Origin of the sequence: Pseudomonas sp. Lb2C2 (genome assembly GCF_052112205.1) — a bacterium.
Lineage (GTDB): Bacteria > Pseudomonadota > Gammaproteobacteria > Pseudomonadales > Pseudomonadaceae > Aquipseudomonas > Aquipseudomonas kilonensis.
The window spans coordinates 137,846-159,508 of record NZ_JAUTYW010000001.1 but is presented as its reverse complement, the minus strand read 5'-3'; the positions used below and the strand labels follow the sequence as shown (position 1 = coordinate 159,508).

At 62.3% G+C, this 21,663-nt stretch carries 18 protein-coding genes; 12 read left to right on the top strand and 6 right to left on the bottom strand.

Translation table 11 applies throughout. The features are described 5' to 3' along the window. The first annotated feature begins 115 nt into the window (after positions 1-115). The gene (gspH, locus tag Q7F16_RS00670) at positions 116-568 is read left to right on the top strand and encodes a type II secretion system minor pseudopilin GspH (protein ID WP_046062739.1); all 453 of its coding nucleotides are present in this window, start codon (positions 116-118) and stop codon (positions 566-568) included. After that, positions 565-1,176, top strand: a complete 612-nt coding sequence (locus tag Q7F16_RS00665; protein WP_409555394.1) for a type II secretion system protein GspJ — start codon at positions 565-567, stop codon at positions 1,174-1,176. Before gspH ends, Q7F16_RS00665 begins: the two co-directional genes overlap by 4 nt. A 234-nt stretch (positions 1,177-1,410) precedes the next feature. Here the strand turns inward: Q7F16_RS00665 and Q7F16_RS00660 are convergent, their stop codons facing one another. The 3 genes from Q7F16_RS00660 to Q7F16_RS00650 are packed head-to-tail and all read right to left on the bottom strand — an operon-like array spanning position 1,411 to position 3,564. Further along, a complete protein-coding gene (locus Q7F16_RS00660; RefSeq protein WP_409555610.1) occupies positions 1,411-2,352 on the bottom strand; it encodes a FecR family protein in 942 nt (313 codons plus the stop codon). Between the two features lie 37 nt (positions 2,353-2,389). Continuing rightward, on the bottom strand, positions 2,390-2,935 hold the full coding sequence (locus Q7F16_RS00655) for a sigma-70 family RNA polymerase sigma factor (protein WP_079305559.1): 546 nt from the start codon (positions 2,933-2,935) through the stop codon (positions 2,390-2,392). Continuing rightward, positions 2,932-3,564 (bottom strand): secretin and TonB N-terminal domain-containing protein, encoded by a 633-nt coding sequence (locus tag Q7F16_RS00650; RefSeq protein ID WP_046062742.1) that lies wholly within the window; start codon positions 3,562-3,564, stop codon positions 2,932-2,934. The genes Q7F16_RS00655 and Q7F16_RS00650 overlap by 4 nt, the downstream gene beginning before the upstream one ends. A gap of 204 nt (positions 3,565-3,768) precedes the next feature. Between Q7F16_RS00650 and Q7F16_RS00645 the strand changes: the two genes are divergently transcribed. After that, positions 3,769-4,110: a hypothetical protein gene (locus Q7F16_RS00645; RefSeq protein WP_079305555.1), complete on the top strand. Its 342-nt coding sequence runs from the start codon at positions 3,769-3,771 to the stop codon at positions 4,108-4,110. 126 nt (positions 4,111-4,236) lie between these two features. Here Q7F16_RS00645 and Q7F16_RS00640 read toward each other — a convergent pair whose 3' ends face one another. Further along, positions 4,237-4,677, bottom strand: a complete 441-nt coding sequence (locus tag Q7F16_RS00640) for a carboxymuconolactone decarboxylase family protein (RefSeq protein WP_003202631.1) — start codon at positions 4,675-4,677, stop codon at positions 4,237-4,239. Positions 4,678-4,871: 194 nt separating this feature from the next. Between Q7F16_RS00640 and pdxR the strand changes: the two genes are divergently transcribed. The 3 genes from pdxR (at position 4,872) to Q7F16_RS00625 (ending at position 7,314) form a co-directional block, all read left to right on the top strand. Beyond that, positions 4,872-6,305 carry a MocR-like pyridoxine biosynthesis transcription factor PdxR gene (gene pdxR / locus Q7F16_RS00635; RefSeq protein ID WP_024618596.1) on the top strand — a complete coding sequence of 478 codons (1,434 nt, stop codon included), beginning with the start codon at positions 4,872-4,874 and terminating at the stop codon, positions 6,303-6,305. Positions 6,306-6,425: 120 nt separating this feature from the next. Then, a complete protein-coding gene (locus Q7F16_RS00630; RefSeq protein WP_409555393.1) occupies positions 6,426-6,719 on the top strand; it encodes an antibiotic biosynthesis monooxygenase family protein in 294 nt (97 codons plus the stop codon). A gap of 190 nt (positions 6,720-6,909) precedes the next feature. After that, the gene (locus Q7F16_RS00625; protein ID WP_409555392.1) at positions 6,910-7,314 is read left to right on the top strand and encodes a cupin domain-containing protein; all 405 of its coding nucleotides are present in this window, start codon (positions 6,910-6,912) and stop codon (positions 7,312-7,314) included. Positions 7,315-7,512: 198 nt separating this feature from the next. Here Q7F16_RS00625 and Q7F16_RS00620 read toward each other — a convergent pair whose 3' ends face one another. Further along, positions 7,513-12,381 carry an NAD-glutamate dehydrogenase gene (locus Q7F16_RS00620; RefSeq protein ID WP_046062746.1) on the bottom strand — a complete coding sequence of 1,623 codons (4,869 nt, stop codon included), beginning with the start codon at positions 12,379-12,381 and terminating at the stop codon, positions 7,513-7,515. A 426-nt stretch (positions 12,382-12,807) separates the two neighbouring features. Between Q7F16_RS00620 and Q7F16_RS00615 the strand changes: the two genes are divergently transcribed. Beyond that, positions 12,808-13,161: a hypothetical protein gene (locus tag Q7F16_RS00615; protein ID WP_409555391.1), complete on the top strand. Its 354-nt coding sequence runs from the start codon at positions 12,808-12,810 to the stop codon at positions 13,159-13,161. A gap of 206 nt (positions 13,162-13,367) precedes the next feature. Here the strand turns inward: Q7F16_RS00615 and Q7F16_RS00610 are convergent, their stop codons facing one another. After that, positions 13,368-15,521, bottom strand: coding sequence for a WG repeat-containing protein (locus Q7F16_RS00610; RefSeq protein ID WP_409555390.1), 2,154 nt, complete (start codon positions 15,519-15,521; stop codon positions 13,368-13,370). A 255-nt stretch (positions 15,522-15,776) separates the two neighbouring features. Here Q7F16_RS00610 and Q7F16_RS00605 point away from each other — a divergent pair, with 255 nt between their 5' ends. The 5 genes from Q7F16_RS00605 to Q7F16_RS00585 all read left to right on the top strand — a co-directional run bounded on the left by Q7F16_RS00605 (position 15,777) and on the right by Q7F16_RS00585 (position 21,088). After that, positions 15,777-16,802 carry a LacI family DNA-binding transcriptional regulator gene (locus Q7F16_RS00605; RefSeq protein WP_014339088.1) on the top strand — a complete coding sequence of 342 codons (1,026 nt, stop codon included), beginning with the start codon at positions 15,777-15,779 and terminating at the stop codon, positions 16,800-16,802. A 152-nt stretch (positions 16,803-16,954) separates the two neighbouring features. Then, complete coding sequence (locus Q7F16_RS00600; RefSeq protein WP_046062750.1) at positions 16,955-17,737, top strand: sugar phosphate isomerase/epimerase family protein; 783 nt, start codon at positions 16,955-16,957, stop codon at positions 17,735-17,737. Next, positions 17,730-18,710: a sugar kinase gene (locus tag Q7F16_RS00595; protein ID WP_046062751.1), complete on the top strand. Its 981-nt coding sequence runs from the start codon at positions 17,730-17,732 to the stop codon at positions 18,708-18,710. The genes Q7F16_RS00600 and Q7F16_RS00595 overlap by 8 nt, the downstream gene beginning before the upstream one ends. An 86-nt stretch (positions 18,711-18,796) precedes the next feature. Next, complete coding sequence (locus Q7F16_RS00590) at positions 18,797-20,095, top strand: MFS transporter (protein WP_046062752.1); 1,299 nt, start codon at positions 18,797-18,799, stop codon at positions 20,093-20,095. Between the two features lie 15 nt (positions 20,096-20,110). Next, positions 20,111-21,088, top strand: coding sequence for a 2-hydroxyacid dehydrogenase (locus Q7F16_RS00585; protein ID WP_046062753.1), 978 nt, complete (start codon positions 20,111-20,113; stop codon positions 21,086-21,088). The last annotated feature ends 575 nt before the right edge of the window (positions 21,089-21,663 follow it).

Sequence of the window (21,663 nt, the reverse complement as noted above, 5' to 3'; positions counted from 1 at the left end):
CCTGAATCTCCTTTTTTTGGTTCCAGCGTCCAGCGTACGCGTCAATTCTCTCCGTTTTATTTCACATCCTTATCATCTTCACCGTGCAGGATGGCTTTCACGCAAAGGAGCGCGCATGAACCTCGGCAAGCAACGCGGTTTCACCCTGATCGAATTGATGGTGGTGCTGGTGATCATCGGCATTGCCAGCGCCGCCGTGAGCCTGAGCATCAAGCCGGATCCGTTGAAGTTGCTGCGCCAGGACGGCGAGCGGCTGGTGCAACTGTTGCAACTGGCCCAGACCGAGGCCCGCACCGACGGGCGACCGATTACCTGGCGCTGGGACGCCAAGGGTTTTGGCTTCAGTCGTCGCGCCGATCAAGGCACCGGACTGGATCGTTTCAAGGACGACCCGCAATTGCACCCGCGTCGTTGGCAGAGCCCGTCGATGGAGGTTCGCGTGGAACCCAGGCAGCGGATCGTGCTCAATGCCGAATGGCTCGGCGAGCCCTTGCAGATCCGCTTGTCGGACGGCCTGAACAGTCTCACGGTGCAACGCAGTGCCGCCGGGCGGGTGCAACTTCAATGAGCGCCCGGCAGACAGGCTTCACCTTGCTGGAAGTGATGGTGGCGATCCTGCTGATGGCGGTGGTCAGCCTGATCGCCTGGCGCGGGCTGGACAGCGTGACCCGTGCCGACAGCCACTTGCAGGCCAGTACCGAACAGACCGAAGCCTTGTTGCGGGTATTGAACCAACTGGAGCGCGACGTGGCCCTGCGCGCCAGCATCGAGCTGAGTGAGCCGGTCAAACCCGGCGTCGACGACGAGCCCTCGACCGCCCCGCCGGCCCTCACCGTGCGCAGCACCGAAGGCCGAGGGTTCCGCCTGGATGTGATTCGCGTGGCGGCGACCCAGGAGGGCGAGTTGCAACGGGTGCGCTGGTGGCTCAAGGGCGACACGCTTTACCGCGCCCAAGGCCAGGCCCGCAGTCGCTACCCACTGCCCGCACCCGGCCCGGGCGTGGCGGTGCTCAGTGAGGTCAGCGACGCCGGACTGCGGTTCTGGGACAAGGAAAAAGGCTGGCGCAAGCTCAGCGGCAACCGCCAGGAAAACCCGATGGGCATCGAAATCAGCTTGACCCGCCAGACGCCTCAGGGCGTAGAGAAATATCGACAGGTGCTGGGGCCATTGGAATAGCCCCCCCAGATTATTGGGTGACCTTCATGGTTTGGCACAGCACAGGTCCCATTGTGGGAGCGAGCTTGCTCGCGATGGCGGTGTATCAGTCAAGTTCAATGTCGCTGACCCATCGCTATCGCGAGCAAGCTCGCTCCCACAGGGATATTGGGTGAACTCTAGATTTGGGCCAAGCACCGGGCCTTTGTGGGAGCGAGCCTGCTCGCGATGAGGCCCGCCCAGGCGCCACTGGCCTCAGCTCAGCACCACCACCCCACCCGGCAATTCAGTGCATTTGGCACCATAGGCATCGCGGATCAACAGTGCCACGCCCGCCAGTTGGTCGAGGCGAAACCGCGCCTGGACCTTGCGCTGCCCCAGTTCGCGGTTGAGCAGCAGCAACATGCCAGGCCGATAGCGGTTTATCTCATCGATGACGCTGGCCAGGGTCGCGTCGTTGAACACCAGGACCTGCTCACGCCAGGCAATCGCTGCCGACACATCGGCACGCTTGGGAGCGTCCACCCGGCCAGGGTCGTACGTCAGTTGCATGCCCGGCTCCAGGCGGAACCGCTGGCCTTGCACCTCGACCTGCACCACGCCCTCCAGGCAAGTCGCGCAGACGCTGTGGTCGGTGTAGCGGATGTTGAAGCGTGCCCGGGCAGCGCTGATCCAGCCGGCGCCGGCCTGGATGCTGACCACCTGGGCACTGCGCCCCTGCACTTCAATCTCGCCGCTGAGCAATTCCAGTCCTTGTCCGCCATCGGCCAGCGCGCGGCGACTGAGGCGGGTCTGGGTATTGAGTTCCAGGCTGACGCCCTCGGCCAGTTCCACTCGGCGCTGTTCGCCGACATCGGTGACGTAGTCGGCTCCCAGCCCGGAAACACCACCGGGCACCGTGGCGCGGATCAACAGGAACGCCGCCGACGCCGCGATGGCGCCACCCAGCAACGCCCGACGGCCGAAATGCCGGGGCGCCTGCACCGCTGCGGCGGCAGGTTGCAGCCCCTGCCACAGCGCCTTGGCCTGTTCGAAGGCCCGGGCATGTTCGGGGCTTTGCCCGCACCACAGGCGCAAGGCCCGGGCATCGGCCACGGTGGCGCGCCCCGAGGTCAGCAGGATCAGCCAGTCTCGGGCCTCGCTGGCCAATCGGGCCTGGGACGTGGCGTCAGGGGAAGCGATGCTGAAGATGTTCAAGCGCACACACACTCACGAAAGGGTCGGGTCTCTACTCTCAAGACGGTTTTCCCGCGCCGGGACCGAACCGCTGAATGACTTTTCTTTCCAGGCGCTGGGCGCAGTGCCCCAACGCAGCCTTGATTTCCTTCTCCACCATGCGCGTGGAAATACCGAAGCGTTGGGAGATTTCCAGGTGCGGCGCTTCCTCCAGGCGTGCGGCGATGAAAATCCTGCGACGGCGCGCCGGCAGTTCGTACAAGGCCTTGAGCAGGGTCTGCAGCTCCTTCTGCCCACCCACCACCCGCGCCGGATCCAGCGCTTCATCCGAGACCTGCAGCAATTCCTCGATTTCATCGCCGGTGAGCAGGCGCGCATCGGCCTGTCGGCGGTCGGCGGCGATGTTCAGGGCCATGCGATACAAATAAGCGTTGGGCTGGGCAATCTCCTGGGTATCGACCATGCGATCGACCCGAAGGTAGGTTTCATGCAACACATCGTTGGCCAGCTCCTCAGAGCCCAGGCGTCTGCGCAGGCGCACCTTGAAATCCTCATACGAGGTGAGGAACAACTTCACCAACGGGCTGCGACCGGAGTCTTTCATCGCCCGGACACCCCTTCCCCTGCTATGCATTCCATGCTTCTTCCTGATGAGTCGGGTAACAAAAGCAGGGTCACCGGCTGGCGCAACGAGCTGGGCGCCGGGCGGTCGATCCTGAGGTTTTGCAAACTGTTGACCAAGGCCTTGTCCCGCATCAGGTCGCCCGTGGAACTGACCAGGCGGCTGTGCTGGACCACGCCGTCCCGGCCGATCCACACTTGCAGCACCGCCCGGAAACTGCCTGGGCGGGTCAACGGTGAACGACACAAATTGCGTTGGATGACCGTCTGGATCGCTGCCGCGTAGTTGCTGTCACTCAAGCCTGGGGTGACGCCGGGAGGCAGCGGCACCTCGCGGACCTGCACCGGCTGCAACGTGAATGCATCCTCCCGGGCATAGTGCGCCGCCAGCCCGGTGCCGCTGAGCAACACCCTCAACCCTTCGGAAGGTGTGAATTGCCCCTGGACACCCAGCGTATGGCGCTGGCTCGACAACTGGTGGTCCACCAGCACCGCCATGCCCGTCGCCCGGCTGAACTGCTCCAGCGCCGTGGTCAGTTCCTGGGGCGCGATGTCCAGGTCCACCAGGCCGACCGCCTGGATCGGCCCGGCCAGCAGACACAGCACCACCATCAGCCACCGCAAGGGCGCCCTGGTCAATCCACGCCCGCGTCCGCCCCCGGCTCTGCCCTGCTGCACGACTGACGTATCCGTTGAAAACCGTCATCCTGAGGGGTGTTTATGAATGTCGTATGACATCTGATACAAATCCTCCGGGCCGCACTAGACTGGTGCCCAGACAACGAACCGTCGGGTGTGACGGGCAGGAGGTCGGTGATGAAACAGTGGACGAAAATGATGGCAGGCCTCGGGCTGCTCATGGCCCTGCCTTGGGCCCAGGGTGAAGAAGCCCCGGCGTGTATCGAGGTGACGGTCGGTGGCTACAAGACCCCCGACTACAACTGCCTGAGCCGGCAGATGGGCAACGACCCGCAGGCTGCAACAGCTGCGCAACGGGCCCAGGACGCCATGAATGTGCCGGTCAACGAACGCGCACCGAACAGCATCGGCCTGGCAACCCCGGCGGCCACAGGTGTGCGCATGGGCAATACGTTTGGCACTTCGGTCAAGCCCCAGCGGCCGCCGGTTCCGACCAGCAATTCGCCGCTGCCCAAGTGAACGACACTGCTTTTGTGGCGAGGGAGCTTGCTCCCGCTGGGCTGCGAAGCGGCCCCAGGATTTTGCGGTCGCTGCGCAACCGAGCGGGAGCAAGCTCCCTCGCCACAAAGGACTAGACCCAAGCGATCAGCCACCCGGACTCTGGCGAAAACTCACCGCCAGCCGATTCCAACTGTTAATGGTGCTGATCGCCAGGGTCAGGTCCACCAGTTCCTCCTCGCTGAAGCAGGCCCGGGCCTGGGCATAGACGTCGTCCGGCACCTGGCTCTCAGCCAACAGCGTCACCGCCTCGGTCCAGGCCAGGGCGGCGCGTTCGCGGGCCGTGAAAAAGCCGCTGTCGCGCCACACCGCCACCGCGTAGAGCCGTCGCTCGGTCTCGCCCTGGCGTCGCGCCTCCACCGAATGCATGTCAGTGCAGAAGGCGCAGCCATTGAGTTGTGAAGCGCGGATCTTGATCAGGTGCAGCAACGCCGGTTCGATACTCAGGCGACTGGTCAGGGCTTCCAGGCCGATCATGGCTTTCATCGCCCCAGGCGATGCAGTGTAGTAATCCAGACGCGGGCTCATGGCGGGCTCCGTGGCGTTCGAGACCTTCACGGTAGGCCCAGGGACCGCTCAATGACAGGTCCAATTCGGCGAAAAACCCGGAGGCAAGTCCAATGGGCGGGATTTTCCCCACGCAACTTCTATGCAGTCGCACAATGCGGGTAATCTTGCGCCTTTGACGCTGGCCGCCAACAATCGCCCAGGAGCTTGCGGGTATGGAACTTCATGTTGTCATCAACGGCCGCAAGGACCTGTCGAGCCAGTTGTATCAACAATTGCGCAGCGCCATCGAAAGCGGTCGCCTGGCGGCCGGCACGCAACTGCCGCCCAGCCGCCTGCTGGCCGAACAACTGGGGGTCTCGCGCAAGACCGTCTCCGACACCTACGCCCAACTGACCTACGAAAACCTGCTCACCGGTATCATCGGCAAAGGCACCTACGTCAACGCGCGGCCGGCCAGGATCGTACGCAAGCAGAGCCACCGCGAGCTGGCCGGCGCCGACGTCGTCGAAGCCTGGCGCACCATGCCCGACCTGATGCGCCATCCCACCCTAGAAGGTGCGTTGCGCTACGACTTCATCGGCGGCGCCACGGGCAAGGGCCAGTTTCCACTGGACGACTGGCGGCGCTGCACGGCCCACGCACTGCGCCAGATCGCCAGTGCCAAGGGCTTCTACAGCCAGCCCGAAGGCCTGCCGTCGCTGCGCAATGCCATTGCCCGGCACATTGCGTTTTCCCGCGGGGTCAATTGCCAGGATGAAGACGTGGTGGTGTGCAACGGCGCGCAGCAGGCCCTGGACCTGATCTCGCGGGTGTTGACCCGTCCCGGCAGCCTGGTGGCCATGGAAGACCCGGGCTATCCGCCGGCGCGGTTGCTGTTCGGCTCCCAGGGCGCCACGGTGGCCGGGGTGCCAGTGGACGAGCAAGGCATGCGGGTCGACCTGATCCCCGACGGCACGCGGTTGATTTATGTGACGCCCTCCCACCAGTTCCCCTTGGGCATGCCCATGAGCCAGGCCCGCCGCGAGGCCCTGCTGGCGCGAGCCTATGAGCTGGGGGCGATCATCATCGAAGACGACTACGACAGCGAATTCCGCTACGAAGGCCGGCCCGCCGATTCGTTGCAGAGCCTGGATGAGCGCGGGATCGTGGCGTACGTCGGCACCTTCTCCAAGACCTTGTTGCCGGAACTGCGGCTCGGCTATGCGATCCTGCCGCCAGCGATTCTTGAAGCGGTGATCCTGGCCAAGCGCCTCACCGACCAGCACACCTCCACCCTGCCCCAGTGGGCGCTGGCGAAGTTCATCGCCGAGGGTTGCCTGCTCAAGCACATCCGCCGCTGCCACACCTTGTATGCCGGCCGCCGCGAGCGAATCCTGGCCCGCATGGCCGGGGACTTGTCGCCCTGGTTCGAGGCCGTGCCCACCACCGCGGGTTTTCATATGGCGGTGTTGTGCAAGGTCCCCATGGACCTGGCGCTGGTGATCGAGCTGGCGAAAAAAGCCGAAGTCGGGCTCTACAGCCTCGATGGCTTTTTCAACGAGGCACCGGTGCGGCCGGGCCTGTTCTTTGGTTTCGGCGCGATCGAAACCCTGGACATCGACATCGCCCTGGACCGCTTGCGCGACATCCTCCAGCAAGTGGCCTGAGGGATTGGACTGGGCATTTATCCGCCCATTGGCTGTTTGAGCCTTGCTCCGACGGGCCTATCCTGCACGGGTGTCATTGAGTGAACACCCCCGTCCGACTTGATTCAGGAGCCTGAAACAATGTCTCGCCAAGTGATCAATACCGTCCAGGTGCAAGCCGCCGCCGGTCGCTCGGAAGAGCTGGGCCGGCAATTGCAGCAAATCGTCGAGACCCTGCGTGCCCAGCCGGGCTGCGATGCCTACCTGGTCGACCGTTGCCCGGACGATGGCGACCGCTGGAGCGTCAGTGCCCGCTGGCAGTCGGAAGCGGCCATGCAAGCCCACTTCAACTGCCCGGAGGTGCGAGGCTTCATCAGCCTGATCGACAACCGCCTGGCGCGCAGCGTGGATTTCAATAGTTTTCCGATTGTCTGAGCCCGCAGCTCTATTCCTGCCAAGCTCCCTCTCCACAAAAGCCCCATCAGCCAATGGCTGCATCGGGCCAGCCAATTGGTCTACCCACCTTCCGAAAGATTGGACGTTTGTTTGCCCCACCGTGGGGCTTAGGGTGAATCCATCGCCGCGACAGCGCGAAATCACTCGAAACCACACAGGCCATACCTTCATGAAAACACTCTGTCTGATCGCCGCCCTCAGCCTGCTGCCCATGACCCAGGCCTACGCCCACGAAGCCGCGCCTTCGGAAAAGGTCACGGTGCTGCAGGAGCAATTGCTGAAAAACGTTCCAGGTAAAAAAACCATGATGCTTTCCGTCGACTATGCCCCCGGCCAAGCGTCCATTGCCCATAAACATGAGGGCACAGCGATGGCCTACGTGCTGGAAGGCGCCATCACTTCCCAGGTCAAGGGTGAGCCGGCGAAGACTTACAAGGCTGGGGAGTTCTGGTATGAAGCGGCAGGTTCCGAGCACCAGGTGTCGAAAAACGCCAGCGCGAGCCAATCGGCGAAACTGCTGGTGTTCATGGTGATGGGTGAGGATGAGGCGGTGTTGATACCGCTGAAGAACTAACTTAACCGCACTTCATTTCTCTGTGGGAGCGAGCCTGCTCGCGATAGCGGTGGGTCAGCTACATTGAACTTGGCTGATACACCGCTATCGCGAGCAGGCTCGCTCCCACAGGAACTCTCTGTTGCTCATGAACTAGATTCCAAAAGACAAAAAAAGCCCCGCATCTCTCAATGCGGGGCTTTTTCATTCAACGCCGGATCAGTTGGCCGTCACGACCGCCTGACCACTCAACGCCAGGTCCAGCAATTCGCGGTTGGCGACCGCGTACATGGCGTAGTCGGTGCCGCTGGCGGCACGGATGTCCACCAGCATGGCGCGCCAGCGCTCGACCATTTCGTGATGCTGCTCAAGCCACATCGCCAGGCGGGTTTCCACGTCCTGGGTCGCGTCGCCGTCCTGCAGGACCGAGATGGTGATCGCCCGTTGCTGCCAGTCGATATCATCGCGGAACGCTTCACGGGCCAGTGCCTGCCAGTTGTTTTCCACCGGCAGTGCGCTGATCTGTTGCAGGTACCAGGTGATGTCCAGGGCGCTGCCCACGGCGAAGTAAGCCTTGGCCACATCGGCGGCGTTCTGGCCAGTGACGTCGGACGCCTCGATGATCGGCAACAAGGTGTACAGGTGCGTGGTGCCGGCAACCATGCGCGCCAGCAGCTCCGGCACACCGGCGGCCACATAGGCCTGGTAGCGGGTCTGCCAGCCTTCGCGGGTCGGACCTTCCAGCAGTTCGTCGAGCTTGAGGCCCAACGCGGCCAGGTGCGGACCGAAGTGCGCGACGTCACGGGCAGCGTTCTGCTCGTTGCGGCGGCTGCGCAGGAACCAGCGCGTGGCGCGACGACCCAGGCGCATCAACTCGTCCATCAGCTCCAGTTGCACGTCGGCCGAGACCTGGTGGTCCAGGGCTTCGATCTGACGGAACCAGTGCGGGAGGTGGAAGATATCCCGAACAATGACATACGCACCCGCAACGTTAGCCGGGCTCATGCCCGTAGACTCCTTGAGCCGCTGAACGAAGGTGATGCCCATGTGGTTGACCAGGTCGTTGGCGATCTGGGTGCTGACGATCTCGCGCTTGAGGCGATGGCGACGCATGGCCTCGGAGAACTGGTTCACCAGCGTCGGCGGGAAAGCCGTCTCCATGTCACGGGTCAGGTAATCGTCGTCCGGTACCAGGGAGTTGAGCAGCGCTTCCTTGAGGTCGATCTTGCTGTAGGAGATCAGCACCGACAGTTCGGCACGGGTCAGGCCATGGCCCGCCGCGACGCGCTCGTTGATCGCCTCTTCAGACGGCAGGAACTCGATGGCGCGATCCAGCTTGCCGCGGCCTTCCAGATCGTTCATCAGACGCTTGTATTCGGCGATCCGCACGAAGGCACGGCGCGCCGCCAGGGACAGGGCCTGGGTCTGCTTGTAGTTGTTGCCCAACACCAGGCCACCGACTTCGTCGGTCATGCTCGCCAGCAACTGGTTGCGTTGCTTGTCGGTCATGTCGCCGGCCTGCACCACTTCGTTGAGCAGGATCTTGATGTTCACTTCGTGGTCGGAGCAGTCCACGCCACCCGCGTTGTCGATGAAGTCGGTGTTGGAACCGCCGCCATTGAGGCCGAACTCGACGCGACCCAGTTGGGTCATGCCCAGGTTGCCGCCCTCGCCCACGACCTTGCAGCGCAGTTCGTTGCCGTTCACGCGCAGTGCATCGTTGGCCTTGTCGCCGACATCGGCGTGGCTTTCAGTGCTGGCCTTGACGTAAGTGCCGATACCGCCGTTCCACAACAGGTCCACCGGTGCCTTGAGCAAGGCATTGAGCAGCTCGGTCGGGGTCAGCTTGTCAGCCTTGATGTCGAAGCGTTCTTTCATCTGTGGCGAGATGGCGATGCTCTTCGCGCTGCGCGAGAAGATACCGCCGCCTTCGGACATGATGCTGGTGTCGTAGTCGCTCCAGGCCGAACGCGGCAGGTCGAACAGGCGCTTGCGCTCGGCAAAGCTGCTGGCCGGCTCCGGGTTCGGGTCGATGAAGATGTGCAGGTGGTTGAAGGCCGCGACCAGTTGCAGCTTGTCGGACATCAACAAGCCGTTGCCGAACACGTCGCCGGCCATGTCGCCGACGCCCACCACAGTGATGCTGTCTTGCTGGACATTGATGCCGCGCTCGCGGAAGTGGCGCTGCACGCCGACCCACGCGCCCTTGGCGGTGATGCCCATTTTCTTGTGGTCGTAGCCAGCCGAACCGCCGGAGGCGAACGCATCGCCCAGCCAGAAGCCATAGTCGATGGCGATGCCGTTGGCGATGTCGGAGAAGGTCGCAGTGCCCTTGTCCGCCGCCACCACCAGGTACGGGTCATCGTCGTCATGACGCACGACGTTGGCCGGCGGTACCAGCGCGCCGTCCTTCAGGTTGTCGGTGATGTCCAACAGGCCCGAGATGAAGATGCGGTAGCAGGCGATGCCCTCGGCCGCGATCTCGTCCCGGCTGCCGCCCAATGGCAGGCGACGAGGCAGGAAACCACCCTTGGCGCCCACCGGCACGATCACCGAGTTCTTCACTTGCTGGGCTTTTACCAGGCCCAGCACTTCGGTGCGGTAGTCTTCTTCACGGTCGGACCAGCGCAGGCCGCCGCGGGCAACGTTGCCGAAGCGCAGGTGCACGCCTTCGACCCGTGGCGAGTAGACGAATATCTCGAACTTGGGCACCGGTTTCGGCAGTTCCGGGATCAGGTGCGGGTTGAACTTGAAGCTGAAGTAGGACTTGTTCTGGCCGTTGGCGTCGGTCTGGTAGAAGTTGGTCCGCAGGGTGGCCTTGATCAGGTCCAGGTAGCGACGCAGGATGCGGTCTTCGTTGAGCACCTGGACGTCGTCCAGGGCCGAGAGAATCGCTTGCTCCAGGCGCAGCTGCTTGTCTTCCAGGTCATCGCCACTGAGTTTGCGCGCCAGGTAGAAGCGGGTCTTGAACAACCGGGTCAGCTCGCGAGCGATGTCGGTGTGGTTGTTCAGGGTGCTGGCGATGTAACCCAGGTCGAAGCCCAGGCGGATCTGCTTCAGGTAACGGGCGTAGGCACGCAGCAGCGCCACGTCGCGCCATGGCAGGCCGGCGGTCAGCACCAGGCGGTTGAACGCATCGTTCTCGGCATCGCCACGCACGATGTGGACGAAGGCGTCCTGCAAGGTGTCGTTGAGTTGCTGGATATCCAGGTCCAGGCCTTCGGCGGCGGTGAACGCGAAATCATGAATCCAGAACTCGCGGCCGTTGGTGTGGCGCAGGCGGTACGGGAACTCGCCCAGCACACGCAGACCGAGGTTTTCCAGGATCGGCAGCACGTCGGACAACGCCAGCGGCGTGTCGGCGTGATACAGCTTGCAGTGCAGCTCACGCTGGCCGGAGACCTGGCCCAGCGGCTGGTAGAAGCTCATGACCAGCGGGTTCTTTTCGTTCAGGCTCAGCAGGTGTTGCATGTCGACCACGGCCGAGTGCGCGGCAAAACGCTCGCGGTAGCCGGCCGGGAAGCCTTTCGGGAAATCCGACAGCACGTTGGTGCCCTGGGCTTCGCCGAAGCTTTCGACCACCAGGCTGGCGTAGTCGTCCTTCCAGCTGCGGCAGGCCTGCACGACTTCTTTTTCCAGCAAGACCGGATCGATGTCGAGACGGTTCTTCGGGTCCACTCGCAGGATCAACTGCACGCGGGCCAACACGGATTCGGAGAAGAAGGTCCAGAACTCGCAGTCCGAGGCCTTCAGGCGATCCATCAGCACCTGCTGGATCTTCTGGCGCACTTCGGTGGAGTAGATGTCGCGTGGCACGTAGGCCAGGCAGTAGCAGAAACGACCATACGGGTCTTTGCGCAGGAACACGCGGATCTTGTTGCGTTCCTGGATCTGCACGATGGACATGACGGTGCTGAACAGCTCGTCCACCGGGGTCTGGAACAAGTCGTCACGGGGCAGCACTTCGACCACCTGGGCCAGTTCCTTGCCCAGGTGCGCCTTGGCCTGGAAGCCCGAGCGACGCTCGATTTCCGCGACCTTGCGGCGGATGTACGGGATGACCCGCACGCTCTCGCCATACACCGAAGAGGTGTACAGGCCCATGAAGCGGCATTCCTTGATGACCTTGCCGTCGGCGTCGATTTCACGGATCGACACGTAGTCCGGGTAGGCCGGACGGTGTACGCGGCTCGGGTGCGCGGCCTTGGCGAACGACAGCGGCGTCGGTTCGCGCAGGTAATTGACGGCGTAGTCTTCGATGCGCAGGTCTTCGGCGGTCAGGCCGGCGCGCAGCAATTTGGTCAGGCCGAGGAACGAATCAGGGTTGTATTCGATGTGGCCGCCATCGGCCTCATCGCGAACCACGAATTCTTCGTAGCCCAGGAAGGTGAAGTGGTTACCCACCAGCCATTCCAGGAAGCTCTTGATCTCGCTCTTTTCATCAGCGTCGATGGCGTAGGCGCTGCTGTCCAGGCTGTCGAGGATTTCCTGGACCTTGGCTTTCATCGGTTCGAAGTCAGCCACGGCCACGCGCACTTCGCCCAGCACTTGCTCAAGTTCCTTGCTCAGGACATTGAGTTCGGCGGCGTTGGCGCAGCGGTCGATCTCCAGGTACATCAACGACTCTTGCAGGATGTCGTCGCCCTGGGTGCCTTTTGGCAGGATTTCCAGCAACTCGCCCTTGCTGCCGCGACGCACGCTCAGCACGGTGGTTTGCAGGGTATGGATGCTGTAGCCGCGACGGTTCAGCTCGGTACGGACCGAATCCACCAGGAACGGCAGGTCGTGGTGCAGCACTTCCACGGCCGTGTGGGTCGACTGCCAGCCGTGGCGTTCGTAATCGGGGTTGTAGACGCGCACCTGCGGTTGCGTGTGATCGAAGCGCTCAAGCAGGCGCCAGGCAGACAGGGTGCAGCCGGCCAGGTCGGACAACCGGCGTTGGGTAAGTTCATCGAGGGAAATGATGCCGAAAAATTGTTCAGCGAACAGCGCCACTTGTGGCAGTGCCTGTTCACTGATGTGCTGCGCCAGTGCCGCCTGCAGTTGGTGCTGGAAGTCGGCTTTGCTGGCTGCGGTGAAGAACGCCATCTGTGGTACTCCGCTTGGGCTTGTTATTGATTGAAGCGTCGCGTGCAACCCCTGCGGGGCTGTCGGCCATCCCGTTCCTGATTCTCGGGCAGAGGAAACAGGATGACAGGTGGGTGAAGCTGGACAGGACCGGCAGGTCACATCCTTTTCCATGTAATTTCATGTCATGGACACCTGCAAAAACCACCCAGGGGTGGCCTTTGCAGGTGCACATCCGTTGCGCAGCTTAACGAGTGCGACAATGTGCCTGCTTGCAGCGCTGCGACATATTCGGTCATCGGCAAGCTAAACAGCCGTTGCGCACCGAACAACCCTAGCAGGCTGGGGACCAAACGGCACCCCAAGGCGGTAAACCTGCAGAAAATCCTTCAGGCTGGCAGAATCCACTTTTTGCCCAGCACATGCATCCGGCCAGGAGCCATCACCATGCTAATGACTACCGCCCTTCTGATCGCCAACCCGTGCGACGACGAAGAAGACAACATGGCCATGCTCTGCTGCCACAGCGCCCAGGGCGAAATGTTCCTGATGACGCGCTACCCCGACGAAGACGAACTGGAAATCGCCCTCGATGGCGAGCCTTCGACGCTGGACGGCGTGAAGGTCACGCTCAGCCCTACCCGCTTGCTGATTGAAATTGCCCCGGCGGATGCCGATGCACTGAATGGCGACGACGTGCTGGAAATCATCCACGACACCGATGCGGCGGACCTGGCGGAAGTGGAACTGACGTTGCAGAACATCCTCAAGGGGACGGGTACCTATATAAGCCAGCTCTGAGATCCGGACACGAACACGTTCCTGTGGCATCAGCCACCCCTGATCCAAAGGCACCCCGTGGCGAGGGAGCTTGCTCCCGCTGGGTTGCGCAGCAACCCCAAAACCAGGCGCTGCGATGTGATGGGCAAGCTGCATAGGCCGCCTTGCGACTGCTGCGCAGTCGAGCGGGAGCAAGCTCCCTCGCCACGGGTTCAGCGTAGTTGCCGCTATTGCTCTTTCTTCACAAGATTGCCATCGGCGTCATAGACCAGGTACTCGTCATCGTTATTCGGATCCCTCACGTAGTAACGGGCCTCATTGCCGTTATCCGGCACCTTCATGCTGGTGTAGGAGCCCAGTTCCTTGATCACCTTGTTGTTCTGACTGATCAAGACCAGCCCGGAACCACCACCGGCCCGGATGGCCGCGGCGTAACGGGTCTGGAACGCGTTGATCTGGTTGTAATCCAGCGGCACCTGCAACCTGCCCGCCAGGTCGATGGCGCCATAGCTGCCATCGCGTCCGACCACCGCCATGCCGTTGGAGAACGGCGTCACTTCGTCATACGGCAATTTGATGGCTAGCCGCGCGCCCTGGCGATCGATAAAAGCGAATTTCCGGCTTTTAGTGTCCTGCACCAGCAGTGGTTGCTGGCCCACAAACCGGCCTATCGCGTTGTCACCCTGCAGGTTGATCCGTTTACCGTCCAGGTCGAAAACGTCCTGACGACTCCGGTCGGCAGAGCTGGCGTAGAGCAAACCCTCACTGTGCTCGATGCCTGAGAACTGCGCCGGCAGGATTTCCTTGCCGCCCAGGGTATAGGCGCCGTAGAGGCCTTCCATGACATCGGTTCGTTTGCCGAGACGGGCGATGAATACGTTGCCAGTCACGGTGGGGTTGACGAATTTCATCGGCAATACGAAACGATGCCCCTTGGCATCGTAGAGCCCATAAGGTCCGTTGGTTTCCCGCTCCACCAACAGCAGGCCATTGCTCAACGCCTCGGCGATATTTTCGAACGGCAGGTCCACGAGCTTGTTGCTACCGGCAGGAAAATAGGCGAGCTGGCTGCGCAACGGCTGCCAGTCCGAGTCCGGGTCGCTGGACTTTTCCGGGGAAAACAACGTGTAGGTATCGGCCATCTGGCTATCTTGTACCTGCACCCAACGGGGTTTGATCAACCACTGGCCGGCCTGGTCGATGAAGCCGTAGCGCTCGGCCCTCCGGTCCAGGGCGATGTAGCGCGCTTGGGCTGCCAGGACGTTGTCGACCTGGGTGAACTCCACGGAGTTGTCTTCCATCGGATCGAGCACATGGATGACGATGCGTTGCGGGGTGGCCTCGAATTGGTAGTCGACCTCGGTGTTTTGCAACGGCCCCGCCTGAGCGGCCAGCGCCTCGGTCAAGCGCTCCAATTGCTGTTGCACCGCCTGGCCGGTCTTGAGCTGCTTGAGATCGTCCTTGGTCTGCAGCAGCGCCTTGTAATAATCATGCAACGCCGCGATATCGCCTTCGGAGGGGAACGCGCGGGAGTTGTTGCCGTTGCTGTAGAGCGCCTTGCCCGCGTCGTCCAGCCCCTGCACCACGAAAGTCGACATCTTTGGCGTACTCAGGCGCACAGAGGCGCTGGCGTCACCCAGGGCGGTGAGCTGGAAGGACTGGCCGTCGTCCAGGGTCACCTTCGGATGATCCTTGTCCAGGACCACTTTCCTGAACGCCGGATAGCTGCGGTAAGCGACCGTCAGGCCGAGACTCGCCAGAGGTTTGTTCACCGTAAGTGCGAAGGCGTCATGGGACGCGATCATGTCGTCGGGCTCGACCTTGGGCGGCGCCTTGAGCTCGGCGAAGGTTTTCTCGCTGCCATCGCGAAACCGCAGGCGCTGCGGCAGGTACTGCTCTGCCGCCGGCTCATCCGGCGTCGCTGCACGCTTCCAGAGCGGATCAAGATTGCTGGTGTCGAGCCTCACTTCGGAACCGTCGGCGAATAGCCTCTGGGCAAAACGCAGGCCCTGGATCGACGCCAGTTCAGCCTTCAGTTGTGCGCTGGTGAACGGCACAAACAGCGGCTCGTATTGCAACGGCTGCTCCTGGGCAGGCTCGGTCGTCTCAATACTCAGGCTCAATTGCGCGTCACTGAGCAGTTCCAGGGACCTGAGGGTTTCACCGGTGTCTTGAATCAAGTAATTGAGGCGTTTCTCCACCTCGGGCAACGCCAGCGTGCCGATGTCTTCCATGCCCCCTTCGTTCAGTTGCTCGGCGGCGAAACCTTCATCCACCGGCGCGCCGCTGTGGCGAAACAGGGCGTAGGACGCACCGCCCACCACCAACAAGGTCACACTCAGTATCGACAGCAATCTCAAACGAGGCTGGGTAAAGTTCATGGAGGCTTCGGTCGTCAAAGGGCTGAGGAAAGGCAGGCAGCTAACCACACGGTCTTGCGCGCTGCAAATCGCCTGGAGGGGCCGGTTCTGTTACTTCGGCCTGCAGACCTGCCTGGATCGTCGCCATTGTCCGCCTGAAGTGAACCACCGTCGGTCGTACCTCTGACACGTCGCCCTTGACGTCCGATTGGGTTCTGGTGTTTCCTGAAACCGGTTTCAGAACCGCTAATAAATCCAATAAGCAGGTTTCAATCCGTGAATTCTTTCTCCGCCGCCCAGCGCAGCCGCGTGACCATGCTTGACGTCGCCGAACGCGCCGGGGTCTCCAAGGCCAGTGTCTCGCGCTTCATTGGCGAAGACCGCGCCCTGCTCTCCGAGGCCATTGCCCGGCGTATCGAGCAAGCCATCAGCGAGCTGGGCTACCGGCCGAACCAGATGGCCCGCGGCCTCAAGCGCGGGCGCACACGCCTGATCGGCATGCTGGTGGCCGATATCCGCAACCCTTATTCGATTGCCGTGATGCATGGCGTGGAAACCGCCTGTCGTCGCCATGGCTACAGCCTGGTGGTGTGCAACACCGACCGTGATGACGAGCAGGAGCGCCAGCACCTGGCGCTGTTGCGCGCCTACAACATCGAAGGGTTGATCGTGAACACCCTGGGTCATCACCGCGACGAACTGTTTGAACTGCGCAGCGAAATGCCCTTGGTGCTGGTGGATCGCAAGGTCGATCAACTCGACAGCGACCTGGTCGGGCTGGACAACCCAAAGGCCGTCGAGATGGCCCTCGATCACCTCGAACAACGGGGCTACCGCGATCTGTTGCTGGTGACTGAACCGTTCGACGGCACCAGTTCACGAATCGAACGGGTCGAGAGTTTCAAGGCTGGCATCATGCGACGCCCTGCCCTGACCGGCGCCGTGTTGGAAACCTGCGACCAATTGAGCGCGCGCATCAAGGCTTTCCTGGCCCAACCGGGGCAAGGCCCCAAGGCGCTGTTCTGTGCCAATGGCATTGCCGCGCTGGCCGCCACGACGGTGTTGCGCGAGCTCGGTTGTCACTTGTTCGACGACGTGGGCCTGATTGCCCTCGACGACCTGGATTGGTACCCCTTGGTGGGCAGTGGCATCACCGCCCTGGCCCAACCGACGGCCGAGATCGGCGCCAGTGCGTTCGAATGTCTGCTCAAGCGTTTGCGCGGGGACAGCGGGCCGGTGCGGACCCTGGATTTTGCGGCGCGGTTGATTGAGCGTGGGTCGACACGTGGGGTTTCTCGATGATCGGGCCGACCTTATCGCGAGCAAGCTCGCTCCCACAATGGATCTGCATCGTACTCGAAATCCCTGTGGGAGCGAGCTTGCTCGCGATGAGGCCCTGAAGCACACCACTTTTTTTGCACAAAACTGAAACCGGTTTCAGAGGTATAAAAACAATGCACAACCCTCCCGTCTCCATCAGTCTTTCCAGCTACGGCGCCGACCTGGTACGGCAACAAGGCCAAGGCAGTTTCATCGATCTGCTGGCAGCCGCCGGCGCCTCGCGCATTGAATGGCGCGAAGAATTGCTCACCACCGAACAGCCCGCCGAGCTGGCCGCTCGCGCTCGCGCCCAGGGGCTGCAAAGTATTTTCTCGTCGCCACTGGAGCTGTGGCTCGTCGGGCAGTCCAGGCCTAACCCGGCCCTGGCGCTGACCCTGCAACGGTCCGAGGCATTCGGCTCGGCATGGCTGAAAGTCTCCCTCGGGCATTTCACCGACTCCCATGATCTGTCGGCGCTGGCGGATGTGCTCGGCGCAAGCCTGGTGCAGTTGCTGGTGGAAAACGACCAGACCTTGCAAGGCGGACGGATCGAACCGTTGCAACGTTTCTTCACCGCAGCAGAAGCGCACGCATTACCCGTCGGCATGACCTTCGACATCGGCAACTGGCAATGGCAGGACCAATCGGCCGCCGTCGCCGCCCGGCAGCTCGGACGGTATGTGGCTTACGTGCATTGCAAAGCAGTGGCCCAGCGCGCCGACGGCAAACTGGTCGCCGTGCCTCCGGCCATGACCGACCTGCACCTGTGGGAGCAACTGCTCAAGCACATGCCCGTCGGTGTGATGCGCGCCGCCGAATACCCGCTACAAGGCGAAGACTTGCTGCAATTGACCACTGAACATGTCGCCACGCTGTCCCGTCTCGGACAATCGCGCCGGGAGCCTGCCCATGCCTGAGTTCGATGTGTTGTCGTTCGGCGAAACCATGGCGATGCTGGTGGCTGACCAGCGCGGTGACCTGGCCAGCGTCGACCGGTTCCACAAGCGCATCGCCGGGGCCGACAGCAACGTGGCCATCGGCCTGTCGCGGCTGGGCGTCAAGGTGGCGTGGCTGAGCCGGGTCGGCGCCGACTCCCTGGGACGCTTCGTCGTGCAGACGCTGGAAAACGAAGGCCTGGATTGTCGTCACGTGGCTGTCGATCCAACGCACCCCACCGGATTTCAGTTCAAGTCCCGTACCGACGATGGCAGCGACCCGCAAGTCGAGTATTTCCGTCGTGGCTCGGCGGCCAGTCATCTGTCGATCGATTCCATCGCGCCAGCGCTGCTTGAAGCCCGTCACTTGCATGCCACCGGCATCGTCCCGGCGCTGTCGGTCACGGCCCGTGAGATGTCTTTTGAATTGATGAGCCGTATGCGCGAGGCCGGCCGCAGCCTGTCGTTCGACCCCAACCTGAGGCCAAGCCTGTGGACCAGCGAGTCGACGATGATTACGCAAATCAATCGCCTCGCAGCCCTCGCCCACTGGGTCCTGCCAGGGCTCGGCGAAGGTCGCTTGCTGACCGGTTTCGACGACCCGGCCGACATCGCCGCGTTCTACCTGGACCAAGGCGCCGAAATCGTCGTGATCAAGCTCGGCGCGGACGGCGCCTATTACCGCACGCATCTGGACCAGGGCGTTATCGCCGGCATGCCGGTGGCCCGGGTGGTGGACACCGTGGGCGCCGGCGATGGCTTCGCCGTCGGCCTGATCAGTGCGTTGCTCGAAGGCCGCGCCATCACCGAAGCCGTGCAGCGCGCCAACTGGATCGGCAGCCGCGCAGTGCAGAGCCGTGGGGACATGGAAGGGTTGCCGACCCGCCTTGAGTTATTGGCTGAATTTGAAACCGCCCATCGCGAGCAAGCTCGCTCCCACAGGGGATCGAGTTAACCCCTGTGGGAGCGAGCTTGCTCGCGATAGAGCCACCACAAAACGCACCTGCTGCAACAAAAACAACAAGCTCAGGAGTCAACGACATGCAAACGCTCAACCTCGCCACCCGCCGCTGGTGGTACATCATGCCCATCGTGTTCATCACCTACAGCCTGGCCTACCTGGACCGGGCCAACTATGGATTTGCCGCCGCCTCGGGCATGGCCGAAGACCTGATGATCACTCCGGGGCTCTCATCTCTGCTCGGCGCACTGTTCTTCCTCGGCTACTTTTTCTTCCAGGTACCGGGGGCGATCTACGCGCAAAAGCACAGCGTGAAGAAACTGATCTTCGTCAGCCTGATCCTCTGGGGCTCGCTGGCCACCCTGACGGGCGTGGTCTCCAATGCCTACTGGTTGATCGTGATCCGCTTCATGCTCGGGGTGGTCGAGGCCGCCGTGATGCCGGCGATGCTGGTGTACCTGTGCCACTGGTTCACCCGGGCCGAACGCTCGCGTGCCAATACCTTCCTGATCCTTGGCAACCCGGTGACCATGCTCTGGATGTCGGTGGTGTCGGGTTACCTGGTGCAGCAGTTCGACTGGCGCTGGATGTTCATCATCGAAGGCCTGCCGGCGGTGCTCTGGGCCTTTGTCTGGTGGCGCCTGGCCGATGATCGCCCGGCCCAGGCCAAGTGGCTCAGCGACCAGGAGAAACACGATCTGGAAAGCGCCTTGGCGGCCGAACAGGTCGGCATCAAGGCAGTGAAGAACTACGCCGAGGCCTTTCGCTCGCCCAAGGTAATCATCCTGGCGCTGCAGTTTTTCTGCTGGAGCATCGGGGTCTACGGGTTCGTGCTGTGGTTGCCGTCGATCCTCAAGGCCGGCCTGCAGATGAACATGGTCGAGGCCGGGTGGTTATCGTCCTTGCCTTACCTGGCGGCGGTGATCGGCATGCTGGTGGTGTCCTGGGCGTCGGACAAGGCGCAGAAGCGCAAGCGTTTTGTCTGGCCGCCTCTGCTGATCGCCTCCGTCGCGTTCTACGCCTCCTACCTGCTGGGGGCCGAGCATTTCTGGTGGTCCTATGGTTTGCTGGTGGTCGCCGGCGCTTGCATGTACGCCCCGTACGGTCCGTTCTTTGCCATCGTTCCGGAAATCCTCCCAGCCAACGTCGCCGGCGGCGCCATGGCGTTGATCAACAGCATGGGCGCGCTGGGGTCGTTCGGCGGCTCGTACCTGGTGGGCTACCTCAACGGCACCACCGGCTCCCCCGGCATGTCCTTCCTGCTGATGAGCGGCGCGTTGCTGCTGTCGGTGGTACTGACCCTCGCCCTCAAGCCCGGCGCCAGCGACCGGGAAGTCTCCAATACCGCGACGCCACACCCGGCGCCCGCCCGTTCCTGAATCGAGGCCCATCCCATGAAAAAACACGTGGTGTTGTACAAAGCGCTGTCCCCTCAATTGATGGCCCGTCTGCAAAACCAGGCCCACGTCACGCTCATCGAGCGCCTCGACGCCCAGGGCCTGGCGCAACTGCGCGATGCCCTCCCCGCCGCCCACGGCCTGCTCGGCGCCAGCCTCAAGCTGGATGCGGCACTGCTGGACCTGGCGCCGAACCTACAAGCCATCGCCAGCGTCTCGGTGGGGGTCGACAACTACGACATCGACTACCTGACCGAACGCCGGATCCTGCTCAGCAACACCCCGGACGTGCTGACCGAAACCACCGCCGACACTGGGTTCGCCCTGATCCTGGCGACCGCCCGACGCGTGGTGGAACTGGCCAACCTGGTTCGCGCAGGCGGATGGCAACAGAGCATCGGCCCGCGGCATTTCGGCACCGACGTCCATGGCAAGACCCTGGGCATCATCGGCATGGGCCGCATTGGCGAAGCCTTGGCCCAGCGCGGGCACTTCGGCTTCGGCATGCCGGTGCTCTACCACAGCCAATCGCCCAAGCCCGCGGTCGAGCAGCGGTTCGGCGCGCGCTATTGCAGCCTCGACACACTGTTGCAGCAGGCGGACTTCATTTGCCTGACCCTGCCTTTGACCGCTGAGACCCAAGGACTGATCGATGCACAAGCGTTCGCGCAGATGCGTCCCGAGAGCATCTTCATCAATATCTCCCGGGGAAAAGTGGTGGATGAAGCCGCACTGATCGACGCCCTGCGCAACAAGCAGATCCGAGGCGCGGGGCTGGATGTGTTCGAGCGCGAACCCTTGAGTGCGGATTCGCCGCTATTGCAGATGGACAACGTGGTCGCGACGCCGCACATGGGCTCGGCCACCTACGAGACACGGGAAGCGATGGCGCGTTGTGCCGTGGACAATTTGCTGATTGCATTGGCGGGGGAGCGGCCGGTGAATCTGGTGAATGCGGGGGCGTGGGTAGGCTGACCTATTGCCACCTTCGAATATGCCATCGCAAGCAGGGTCGCGATGGCAACGGTGTTCATCTAGATGTGCATGCAACACAGCCTTTCCGAGCACGCCCGCCTTAGAACACCGCTGTAACCTTGCCAGATTACCCTTTTGTTCCTTTCCTAAAATAATATAAACATCCCAAACGACGAAAACAGTAGAGAGAAACCACACTTTCAACAGAGCAGCTACATTCCTACACCCCCCTCCTACTCAACGGCAAGAACGAACCTACGTCAGCCTCGGAAGTCGCGCAATAGCCTTCACCTCACCCCAATGTTATTAATTAATCACTTGCGAACAAACGCAAGTTGGACGCTCGCGTCGCGACGCCCATTAACTACATTGGAGTAAATCGACATGGGTAGGAAACGCTCTGAAATAAATCATACCTTTTTTGGCCTGCCGCAGGCATTAGGCCTTTCTAAAGACCTCCTCGCAACGGAAGCCGATTTTTTTGCGTCGCTGACCAATTAAGCCAGTGACCGATTAAATATCGGCGAACAGATGCCGAAAGGATCTCCTTTCGGCATCCTTTAACGGAGATCCAT

Coding starts and splice junctions, on each gene's coding strand:
- Q7F16_RS00610 (WP_409555390.1), bottom strand. CDS start 15,521: ATGAACTTTACCCAGCCTCGTTTGAGATTGCTGTCGATACTGAGTGTG.
- Q7F16_RS00650 (WP_046062742.1), bottom strand. CDS start 3,564: ATGGTGGTGCTGTGTCTGCTGGCCGGGCCGATCCAGGCGGTCGGCCTG.
- pdxR (WP_024618596.1), top strand. CDS start 4,872: ATGGAACTTCATGTTGTCATCAACGGCCGCAAGGACCTGTCGAGCCAG.
- Q7F16_RS00645 (WP_079305555.1), top strand. CDS start 3,769: ATGAAACAGTGGACGAAAATGATGGCAGGCCTCGGGCTGCTCATGGCC.
- gspH (WP_046062739.1), top strand. CDS start 116: ATGAACCTCGGCAAGCAACGCGGTTTCACCCTGATCGAATTGATGGTG.
- Q7F16_RS00615 (WP_409555391.1), top strand. CDS start 12,808: ATGCTAATGACTACCGCCCTTCTGATCGCCAACCCGTGCGACGACGAA.
- Q7F16_RS00665 (WP_409555394.1), top strand. CDS start 565: ATGAGCGCCCGGCAGACAGGCTTCACCTTGCTGGAAGTGATGGTGGCG.
- Q7F16_RS00625 (WP_409555392.1), top strand. CDS start 6,910: ATGAAAACACTCTGTCTGATCGCCGCCCTCAGCCTGCTGCCCATGACC.
- Q7F16_RS00595 (WP_046062751.1), top strand. CDS start 17,730: ATGCCTGAGTTCGATGTGTTGTCGTTCGGCGAAACCATGGCGATGCTG.
- Q7F16_RS00590 (WP_046062752.1), top strand. CDS start 18,797: ATGCAAACGCTCAACCTCGCCACCCGCCGCTGGTGGTACATCATGCCC.
- Q7F16_RS00585 (WP_046062753.1), top strand. CDS start 20,111: ATGAAAAAACACGTGGTGTTGTACAAAGCGCTGTCCCCTCAATTGATG.
- Q7F16_RS00620 (WP_046062746.1), bottom strand. CDS start 12,381: ATGGCGTTCTTCACCGCAGCCAGCAAAGCCGACTTCCAGCACCAACTG.
- Q7F16_RS00600 (WP_046062750.1), top strand. CDS start 16,955: ATGCACAACCCTCCCGTCTCCATCAGTCTTTCCAGCTACGGCGCCGAC.
- Q7F16_RS00630 (WP_409555393.1), top strand. CDS start 6,426: ATGTCTCGCCAAGTGATCAATACCGTCCAGGTGCAAGCCGCCGCCGGT.
- Q7F16_RS00640 (WP_003202631.1), bottom strand. CDS start 4,677: ATGAGCCCGCGTCTGGATTACTACACTGCATCGCCTGGGGCGATGAAA.
- Q7F16_RS00655 (WP_079305559.1), bottom strand. CDS start 2,935: ATGAAAGACTCCGGTCGCAGCCCGTTGGTGAAGTTGTTCCTCACCTCG.